The 9,136-nt window shown below is 58.7% G+C and carries 10 protein-coding genes; 2 read left to right on the top strand and 8 right to left on the bottom strand.

The features are described from left to right. From H0V34_11560 to H0V34_11535, 6 genes are all read right to left on the bottom strand, one after another. The coding region (locus H0V34_11560; GenBank protein MBA2492297.1) for a TIGR03032 family protein at nt 1-2,077 on the bottom strand (2,077 nt) is incomplete at its 3' end. Nucleotides 2,078-2,389: 312 nt separating this feature from the next. Further along, a complete protein-coding gene (locus tag H0V34_11555) occupies nt 2,390-2,728 on the bottom strand; it encodes a hypothetical protein (protein ID MBA2492296.1) in 339 nt (112 codons plus the stop codon). 913 nt (nt 2,729-3,641) lie between these two features. After that, nucleotides 3,642-5,090: a hypothetical protein gene (locus tag H0V34_11550; protein ID MBA2492295.1), complete on the bottom strand. Its 1,449-nt coding sequence runs from the start codon at nt 5,088-5,090 to the stop codon at nt 3,642-3,644. Between the two features lie 154 nt (nt 5,091-5,244). Next, nucleotides 5,245-5,448: a hypothetical protein gene (locus H0V34_11545; protein MBA2492294.1), complete on the bottom strand. Its 204-nt coding sequence runs from the start codon at nt 5,446-5,448 to the stop codon at nt 5,245-5,247. Between the two features lie 342 nt (nt 5,449-5,790). Next, nucleotides 5,791-6,198: a putative toxin-antitoxin system toxin component, PIN family gene (locus tag H0V34_11540; protein MBA2492293.1), complete on the bottom strand. Its 408-nt coding sequence runs from the start codon at nt 6,196-6,198 to the stop codon at nt 5,791-5,793. After that, complete coding sequence (locus H0V34_11535; GenBank protein MBA2492292.1) at nt 6,195-6,431, bottom strand: ribbon-helix-helix protein, CopG family; 237 nt, start codon at nt 6,429-6,431, stop codon at nt 6,195-6,197. Before H0V34_11535 ends, H0V34_11540 begins: the two co-directional genes overlap by 4 nt. Before the next feature lie 236 nt (nt 6,432-6,667). On the opposite strand from H0V34_11535, the gene H0V34_11530 reads away from it, so the two are divergent. Together H0V34_11530 and H0V34_11525 are read left to right on the top strand one after the other, a co-directional pair. Next, nucleotides 6,668-7,594 carry an IS1595 family transposase gene (locus tag H0V34_11530; GenBank protein ID MBA2492291.1) on the top strand — a complete coding sequence of 309 codons (927 nt, stop codon included), beginning with the start codon at nt 6,668-6,670 and terminating at the stop codon, nt 7,592-7,594. Then, nucleotides 7,591-7,839 carry a DUF3039 domain-containing protein gene (locus H0V34_11525; GenBank protein MBA2492290.1) on the top strand — a complete coding sequence of 83 codons (249 nt, stop codon included), beginning with the start codon at nt 7,591-7,593 and terminating at the stop codon, nt 7,837-7,839. Before H0V34_11530 ends, H0V34_11525 begins: the two co-directional genes overlap by 4 nt. Nucleotides 7,840-8,259: 420 nt before the next feature. Here the strand turns inward: H0V34_11525 and H0V34_11520 are convergent, their stop codons facing one another. After that, entirely contained in the window at nt 8,260-8,802 is a 543-nt protein-coding gene (locus tag H0V34_11520; protein ID MBA2492289.1) for a hypothetical protein, read from the bottom strand. Between the two features lie 202 nt (nt 8,803-9,004). Then, a partial coding sequence (locus H0V34_11515) for an IS481 family transposase (protein ID MBA2492288.1) occupies nt 9,005-9,136 on the bottom strand: 132 nt, incomplete at its 5' end.

The raw sequence follows: 9,136 nt of genomic DNA, 5'->3' as shown, positions 1-9,136 counted from the left end.
TGGCCTCGCCTCTTTGCAGACTGTAGAAGGCGGTATCCCGTGTGCTTAGCACCGGCAGGAACTCACGTAATGCGCAGGAGCGGTTGCGATCGTTGCGGTGGCTGGGGCTGCCCGCCCAGACGATGCCGACCTTGCGCAGGGCGGACGCGGGCAGCGCCGGAATGGCGTCCCCACCTTTGCGCCGGTGTATCGCTTCAACATCGATGTAGGGCGTGGTCGCCGGAACGTTGTCGAGGGTGACGCCGAACACGCGTGGCAGACTCATGATGGGCAGATAGGTGTCGAACTCGGCCACGTTGATGGTCCCCGCCTCGCGCACCTCGGCAATGCCGGCCAGCGTGGTAAACAGCGGCATCAAGTCCGCCGTGCATACCAGGATGAGCTTCTTACAACGCTGCGCCGCCCATGTCAGGTAGCGCGCGAACTGAATCGCATCGCCCGCGCCTTGTTCCGTGTGGATTACGAGGGTCTGGTCGGGGATGGCAGACCCATCCCAGCGCGGATGCGGACATTGAAACGGCGCGAACTCGCCGGTCTTCCAGCGCCAGTCGTACTCGGACCAGCCGCGTGCATAATCGCCCATTTGCAGCAAGGTCATGCCCAGGTTGAAATGCGCCTGGGCGTAGTCCGGCTGCAGCGCGATCGCCTGCTCGTAGTAGCCGATAGCTTCACGCGACCGGCGCTGACCATTCATGACGTGCCCGAGGCTGTTGAAGGCCTCGGCCCGCTCGGGTTCGGCCTCGATCACTGCTTGTAGGTGCCGGGCCGCTTCGTCGTAGCGATTGGCGTCGCCCAGCGCCACGCCCAGGTTGTAGTGGATGTTGGGGAAAGCTGCATCCAGCGCCAGGCACTGCTCGAACGCCGCGATGGCGTCGCTCAGTTGGCCCTTGCGATACAGCTCGGCGCCTTTCTGAAAATGGAACGCGGGCGAGCGGGCGAGCTCTTCCTCGGTCGGGAGGCGCACCTGGGCAAGCGCCTCATCCGGCATTACGTAGGAATGCGAAAGCCGCTCATCTCCCCACTCCAGCATCTCGGGATAGCGGATGCCCTGGAGCACCTGCACGGCGAAGATCTCCTGCACGCCCGCCTCGAAGCGCAGAAATCCAAGCGTCTCTCCCGTGTCGATACGCACCACCCAGACGCCGCACGTGCGTTCTCTCAAGCGCTTGACCAACGGTATGCCGCTGAATACCGCCGACTCGCGTACTTGCGAGAGACCTATGAAGGCCAGCGGTCCATAAAAATCGATGCCGCGAGTGAATCCGGGCATCTCCGCCACCGTGCGCCAGGTGCGCGTGGCAAGGTCAACGGCCGCGAGACTTCCCTGCCCGGATTCCAACACCCAGAGTTGGTTCTGATAGAAACGCGGCGAGTGCGGCATGGAAAGTCCACGCAGCAGAATCTCGTTGCTGTCGATGTCGATCAAAAGCCCACCGTGGGCTTTATTCCCACGCCAGCCGCCTTCGATGTCGGCCTCGCCCAGCGCGGTAACGTACTTCGGCCGCCCATCGACCATTGCCAGCCCATTCAGATGGCAGCGATCCTCGGGCGCCAGGGCGCTGACGAAAGTCGGACGCCAGCGTGGATGAAAACTGTGCGCGGCATCGAGCGTGCACAGGCAGCCGAAGCGGGTATTCACTACCCATAGCTCATCATCGCGGTCGTACGCCATTTCATGGATGTCGATGTCGCCTGTCACGTGGATGCGGCGAGGCAAGTAACAAGCATCGTGCTTGCCCACCGGGTCGAGCTTGGGCGCCACGGCCGGCAGATTGCGGTAATACCAGACCGTGTTGGTGCCGCCGATAGTCAGCCGCGTCGGGTCGGCGGCGATGCCCATGGGCTTTGCGAACGTACGAAAGTGAGTGTTGAGCGCCTGGCCGTCGCTGCGTATCAGAATCACCTTGCCGGCCTGATAGGTCGACACCACGAGGCTGATCTGCAACTGCTCGAACAGGGCCGGCAGATTGCTCGTATGCACGCTCTTCAGCGCCTCTGCACTGGCTTCATCTATCGGTTCTGCTGATTTTTTGTCCACGTTATCTACCCGTTCTGCTGATCTTTTGTTCGCGCCCATCATTGTCTGCATTCGGTGCGAGGGTCGCAATGATGGCATGGATCCTTGCGTCGCCTTCGATGCCAATGGTCACACGATTTGCGGATCGTGTGGGGTGAGGGCGTGAACACCCGTAAATGATTGCAACCAGCGCGCAGCAATCGATCAAACCTTGTAAGCCGTCATCGCGAGGGTGAGCCTTTAGCAGCACACCATCACAAGGTGGATCGAATCCACCTGCGATGCTGTAGTTTTCGACGCTAACGGCTCAAGGTTCGCTCATCACATATCGGGCGCAGTGAACACCTGCTCGCAGACAATGGCGTTGCCGAATCATCGACGTGGCAGCGGTCGAAACCGAGTTCCCCGTTCGAGCGCAGTACCGGCGTCGCCGAATAGCCGATCGTCGTCCGAGCCACCGAATAGCTGATCATTGCCTGGCCCGCCGCAGACGATGTCGTTGCCCGCCAGACTCCGAATCACGTCCTTGCCCCCTAAGCCATGGATCACGTCCAGGCCGGCCGTGCCGTTGATGGTCTCGTTGGCCGATGTGCCGACCTTGGTGACGGATAGGCCGTCGCAGTCACGGCGCCCGCAGCTCGAAGGCGCCGATGTCGCACAGGGCGAGAACGTCGTTGTCGCCGTCCTGCGGCCTGGGCACGCCTCGCTGATCTATGGCGGGCGACGGACAATTCCCCACCCCATCGATGGCCGGGCTGCCTGAGACCAGGGCATGGGTCTGGGTCGGGCCACCGTTGTTGCTCAGAGTACGGTAAACCGGGACCACGCAAAGCGTTCTCCTTAATGGCCCCGTCGTGGCCAAACAGGTTGAAGCCGACAGAGGTGACGACGCCGCCTTCACGTTGATAGATCTCTGTGCCGAATGTCGCGACGTTGCCGGAGACCAGGCTGCGGGTCAGGACAACATCGCTCCTGTCGTTGCCGAAGCGGCCACCGCTGTACACGCCACCGCCGAGGGTACCGGCCTTATTGCCCGACACGGTGCTGTTGATCAGACTCATAACGCCGCTCGTGTTGAATATGCCACCGCCTTCTCTGACGGCCGTGTTGCCCGACACGGTGCTGTTCGTCAGGTTCACACGGCTCTTGAAGCTGCGAATCCCGCCGGCCGTGAAGGCCTTATTGCCTGAGACGGTGCTGTTAGTGAGGGTCACGTGGCTGTAATCCGCGATGATGCCGCCACCGGCAGTAATTTGAGCGGTATTACCCGAGACGGTGCTGTTGGTGAGGATCGCCGTGCCGTGGCTTGTGTACACGCCGCCAGCCGCGGACGCCTTGTTGCCCGAGACGGTGCTGTTGGTGAAGGTCACGCTGCCGTAGCCTGTGTACACACCGCCGCCATCGGCGGCAGTATTGCCCGAGACGGTGCTGTTGCTGAGGGTGAGCTTGCCGCGATTGAATACGCCGCCGCCCGTGCGATCGCTCCCAGCGGCCGCCCCTCCACTCAGCGTGGTCTGCCGAATCGTCAGATTCCCGGTGCTACTCACTCCCAACAGACGGAAAGCAGGCGCACCACTAGCTCTCGTAATGGTGCTGCCTTTGCCCGCGATGGTGATGGCGCTGGTCACCACCGGCAACCCGGTCGGCCCGTAAGGTGTGCTGTTGTTGGCCGTCGTGAGGGTGTGGGTGCTACTCGCAGGCAGCACGATGGTGTCCGCCCCGCGGCCAGCCTTGCACAAGCCGATGGCGTTGTTGGTGTTGGCCGCGGTGATCGCATCGACCAGCAAACAGCCGCCGCCGACGTTGATGGTGGCGGCCAGCGCCGGCGCCTGGCCGAGCGCCAGCAGCAGGGCCAGGCCAGCCAAGGAGCGCTCCCAGCGCCGCTGCGCGCGGCGAGATCGAAGATCGACTCGCGCGCCGTCGGTCTGCTGCCGTCCGAGGTGGCGGTGATGCTGGCGCCCGAGAGGATGAAACCGCTCAGAGCGCTCGCGTTGTTGCGTCCGCTCCAGCCGAAGAGGTTAAAGTTGCCGGCGGTCACGACGCCGCCATCGACTTGAAATATCTCTGCGCCGGAGAAAGCGCTGTTGCCGGAGATGAGCGTGCGGTTGAGCACGACGTCGCTCCTGACGTTGCCATTGCGGCCGCCGCTGAACACGCCGCCGCCCTGGCTCAGAGAGTTGTAGCCAGTTTTGTTAACGACGACGGTGCTGTTCGTCAGGCTCATACGGCCAAGAGCGTTGAACAAGCCGCCGCCGCGACCGGGTTCATCATTATTGCCGGAAGTATTTCTCGAAACGGTGCTGTTGGTGAGGGTGACGGCGCCCCGGAAGTTCCCGACGCCGCCCCGGTAACCGAGAGCGCGATTGCCCGAAATGGTGCTGTTGCCTGCGGACGCGGCGTTATTGGTGATGGTGCTGTTGGTGAGGCTGGCGGTACCGCGGTTGTACACGCCGCCGCCGGATACGCCGGCAGTATTGCCCGAGATGGTGCTGTTGGTGACGATCAGCGTGCCAGTGCTGTTATTGAGCACGCCGCCGGCGAACTCGGCCGTATTGCCCGAGATGGTGCTGTTGGTCACGGTGAGGGTGCCGGCGCCGTTCGCCACGCCGCCGCCGGGGGAGGATGCGGCATTACCTGAGATCGTGCAGCCGTCCAGGGTCAGGCGGCCTGCCCGACGATACAGGCCGCCGCCGGGTTGGTCGTCGCCTTGAAGCAGGCCTCCGCTAACGGTGGTCTGCCGGAGGGTGAGATTACCGCCGGCGCCGACGGCCAGGATCCGGAAGGCAGGCGTCCCCGCGGCGGCGCTCTTATTCCCCGCAATCGTGATCGTGCTGGTGACCACGGGCAGGCCGTTAGGCCCGAAGTACTGATTGTTGACTTGGGTCAGCGTGTGCTTGCTGTTCGCAGGCAGCACGATGGTGTCCGCCCCGCGGCCAGCTCTACACCGGCCAATGGCGTTGTTGGTGTTGGCCGCGGTAATGGCGTTCACGAGCGTGCAACCGCCGCCGACATTGATGGCGGCGGCCAGCGCCGGCGCCTGGCCGAGCGCCAGCAACAGCGCCACACCGGCCAATGAGCGCTGCCACTGCCGGCGTAGGCTGCGGGGCAGCTGGGCTGAGGGTATGAAGCTGACATCCTGTCCGCGCTTGCAATCGCTGAGGGTAGGGCCGAATTCGTTCGGCCGCGACGCAGGGCGACCACCGCTGATCGGCGGGTTTGAACCCGTCCTACAGAACTGCCGTTGCAGACGCCGCCGCACCTGCCGCGGCAAGCTTTGCAGCTTGGTGTAGCAGGCCGCGCGGCAACAACTCCGGCTGCTGGTTAACGAGCGTTTGAGACAGATCCGGCGTGGCTTGCGTCAGTTGCTCACGCCAGGCGGACAGAACGGTTTGCTCCGGCAGCATCCGGACCGATGATGGTTGCGCTTTCATTTGCGATTCCTCCGATAAACTCGTGCTGAGCCTGGGCTCTGCCGGAGCAACGGCGATGCCAGCCGCGCGATGAGGGCTATGTGGCGCACCTAAATATTTGAGTTAACAGCGTTTGTGGTTGCTATCGGAGGGTGGCCTACGGGGCCACTGACGGGTTGTTAGCTGGGGATTTTTACGGCATGTCGTCAGCGTTTACGACATGTCGTCAAGGGAGCGAGGAGCGCGGAGCGTAGTGTCGTCGAAGGGACGCCAAGCAACACCGCGGCGCCTTGATCGCCGCTGATGCGAGATCTGATTTCGTCTTCGCGGTGATCAAGGCGGTGAATGACCCGATATTGGCGTCTATCCCGATCTGTCGATGATCTCCAAAAAGTCTCGCAAGGTTAGGATTCGCACCGTTTCAATCTTCTGGAGCGTGAGCATTGCGTGGTCTCCCGTGACCACCATATCCGCGTGGCCAGCAAGAGCGCACTCGAGGATTCGATTGTCCGGGTCGTCGCGAAGAACGTTGAGCTTCTTGCGGGGCCTAACCACGCTTGCGAGATCGGCAAGGAAAAGCGCGACGCGAGACAGTTCTTCGGGGTCGCGACCAAATTTACGCGTCAGCACGTCGAGCACTTCCAGGATGATCGCCTTGGAAATGAGAAGGTCGAACCAGCCATCCGCTGCGGCATGGACCGCTTTCTCCGCGCGCCCGCCGGGGAAGACCAGCGCGGAGATATAGATGTTAGTGTCGAAAACCGCCCTCACTCGGCCAGCAGGCGCTCAAGATCTTTCTCGGTAAGCACACCCTTGTCCCTCGCTTGCTTTGACCAGTAGCCCTGGGCGCCGCGGAGATCGGCCTTGAGCCGCGATGCACGGGCCGCGCGGAGCGCATCTTGTATAACCGCGCTCAACGTCTTGCCTTCAGCACGAGCCATCTCCTCGGCCGCTCGGGCGAGGTCGGGGGGTAGCGAAATGGTTTTCTTGACGGCTGTCGTCATGATGTCACTGATCGCGTGGTATGAATTATTCTCACTAGCCTAGGCAAGTTCCAGTGCGGAATCAAGCCCATTCATTCGCGAGGAAAGTAAAGCTGCCCTGAGGAGAACGCACTGTCAACTTCCCTGATCAGGTTCCGTTGAAAATCCCCCCTTGCCCCCTTTAGAAAGGGAACTATATACTTGACTAGCCAGATTCTCTGACCTATAATACCCACATCAGAGATAGGAAGGCTGCCATGAAACCCAAAGTAAAGAAATCCATCCCGCTTAGTTTGTACGAGTTTTTCCAGCAATTCCCGAACGAGGATGCTGCTCGTACATACTTTGAAAAGCGCCGGTGGGATGGTAGCCCTTGCTGCCCCCGCTGCGGTTCGCTGGCAGTTTCCGTGATTACGTCAGGCAAACCGATGCCGTACCGTTGCAAGGACTGCCGTTCGCATTTTAGCGTTCGTACGGGCACTGTGCTTGCCGAGAGCAAGCTGGGTCTGCACAAGTGGCTGCTGGCGATCTACATGCTTCATACGGCGCGTAAAGGCGTCTCTAGCGTCCAAATGGCGAAGGAGCTAGGGATTACGCAAAAGAGCGCGTGGTTCCTTGATCATCGTATACGCAAAGCTATGCAGCGGCAGTGTGGTCTATTCGGTGGTGAAATAGAAATTGACGAGACGTATATCGGTGGTAAGCAAAAGAATAAACACGAACGGAAGAAGCTCAAAGCCGGGCGCGGAACTGCTGGCAAGCAGGCTGTGTTCGGTCTCAAACAGCGTAACGGAGAAGTAAAAGCATTTCCTATCAACGGAACCGATAGAGACACGCTACAGCCTGCCATTACTGCAAATGTGCAAGTTGGATCAACGCTTTACACCGATTCTCATTCGGGCTACGTTGGAATGACAGGTTACGCTCATCAAGTAGTTGTCCATAGTGTTGGTGAATATGTACGTGGCCGAGTGCATACCAACGGTATCGAGTCATTCTGGGCGCTTCTCAAGCGCGGGCACTACGGTATTCACCACTACATGAGCGTCAAGCACCTACATCGCTACGTCAACGAGTTCGCGCACCGCCACAACATGACCCGCGTTAATACTATGGATTGTATGGCGGTCACTGTAGACGGAATGATCAGACACCGGCTCAGCTATAAAGAGTTAACGGCATGAGACGGAAAAGCGGTGCAGTTCCAAAGAAGCCAGTCACGAATCCGTTATATGGAGAGTTTGACGCGATGGTGGACGCGGTAATTAGTTCAGATAAAAATCATCATGGGACATATAGTTGCGAACAGTGCGGGCATGTATGGGTTCACGGAAAATCCAATAAAGGTGCGCCCGTATGTCCGAAGTGCAAAAGCATCGATATAGATGTCGATATTAATATAGATTTAGCGAGCACTGACAATACGTAACTCGTTTATGTAACGAATAAGCAAAGAAAAGCCCCGCTTTAGGCGGGGCAATTAAGTACATCTATTCTGAACCAGCTTCCCTGTTCTTAGCGTGCATTCCTTTACCTTGTCCTAGTTATTTCTAGGGCGTCGCCTGCGTCTTGGGCGTCTCCAATGACGACACACGTGCTCGATGCGTTGAAACCGGATACGAACATACGCGCGTACACGGACACGCTTAGAGGTATACGCTACCATATATGAATCCTCAAAATGTGCCTCAGACCTAGCGATCTGAGGCACATGAGGGATCGATATGAACATGTGGCGATGTTATACTAAACCTGCTGTAACAGGCGGTCACACGCCAACACGCGGCATAAGGCCCGATCTACTGCCCATGCCGTAAAAGAACCCAGCCGTGTTATCGCACGGCTGGGTTCATTCATTTATCACTCTCTGGGTTCGGTATTGGTGGAGCTCTGAAAACGCATTTTCACGAGTTTCAGGCGCATCATTAACATCAGAGACGGGATTGCTCTCGCATGATTCGTCATTCTGCGTCTCGCTAAGTCCAAACTCGTTACGGCCGGTCCGTGTAAAGTATTTTCCGCGGCTGACGTACAGCCCGATCGACCTCGACAATGCGTTGCGATTTTTTATCGACACCTCCTTGTTTAGTCGTTGCAAGATGTCGCTGATCGTCATGGGATGCCCAGCCTCGCGAATGATGTTTTCCACGTGAGCGATTTCGCTGCCTTGCCGGAGGCGTTTAGGACGTTTACGACCAGACTCGGATTCATGTTGGGTATCAGGAAAGTGCTGTAACGCTTCCTGGTAAGACTGAATAGCAACCTGATCAAGCGTAATTTCGCGTTCGATGCTTTCGCAATTTGATCGCAATTCGTCCAATTTTTGCTGTTTGGCATTTTTCTTCAACATCCTGTCGCGTATATGCCGTTCAACTTTTCGTTTGCCGTCCAATGTCTCGCCTCCTGTAGTAATGAGTTCGTTGCGACGGTAATTTTAACGGTAAAGAACTAATTTGTCTAATGCGTACGCACGCGAAACTCAGGAATCAACGGTAAACTCTGTATGTGGCTAGTGATGTATATAGTTCCATTTAGAAAAGGGGCAAGTGGGAGTCGGCCTTCAGCGTCTCGTGATCGTGACCTCCAGATACTCACTAGGTGTTTAGTCCCGGCATATGGTGGGTTGGATCGAGTTTGAATCGATCGGGTTGTTGTGTCCATATTTTGCAGATGTACTCGTAGGGCGTGAGGCCTTTGAGTGTCTTCAGGCGCTTGGCGAAGTTATA

It is taken from the genome of Gammaproteobacteria bacterium, assembly GCA_013696315.1.
Classification (GTDB): domain Bacteria; phylum Pseudomonadota; class Gammaproteobacteria; order JACCYU01; family JACCYU01; genus JACCYU01.
Note: the sequence above shows the minus strand (reverse complement) of the source record. Positions and strands in the feature narration are given on the sequence as shown.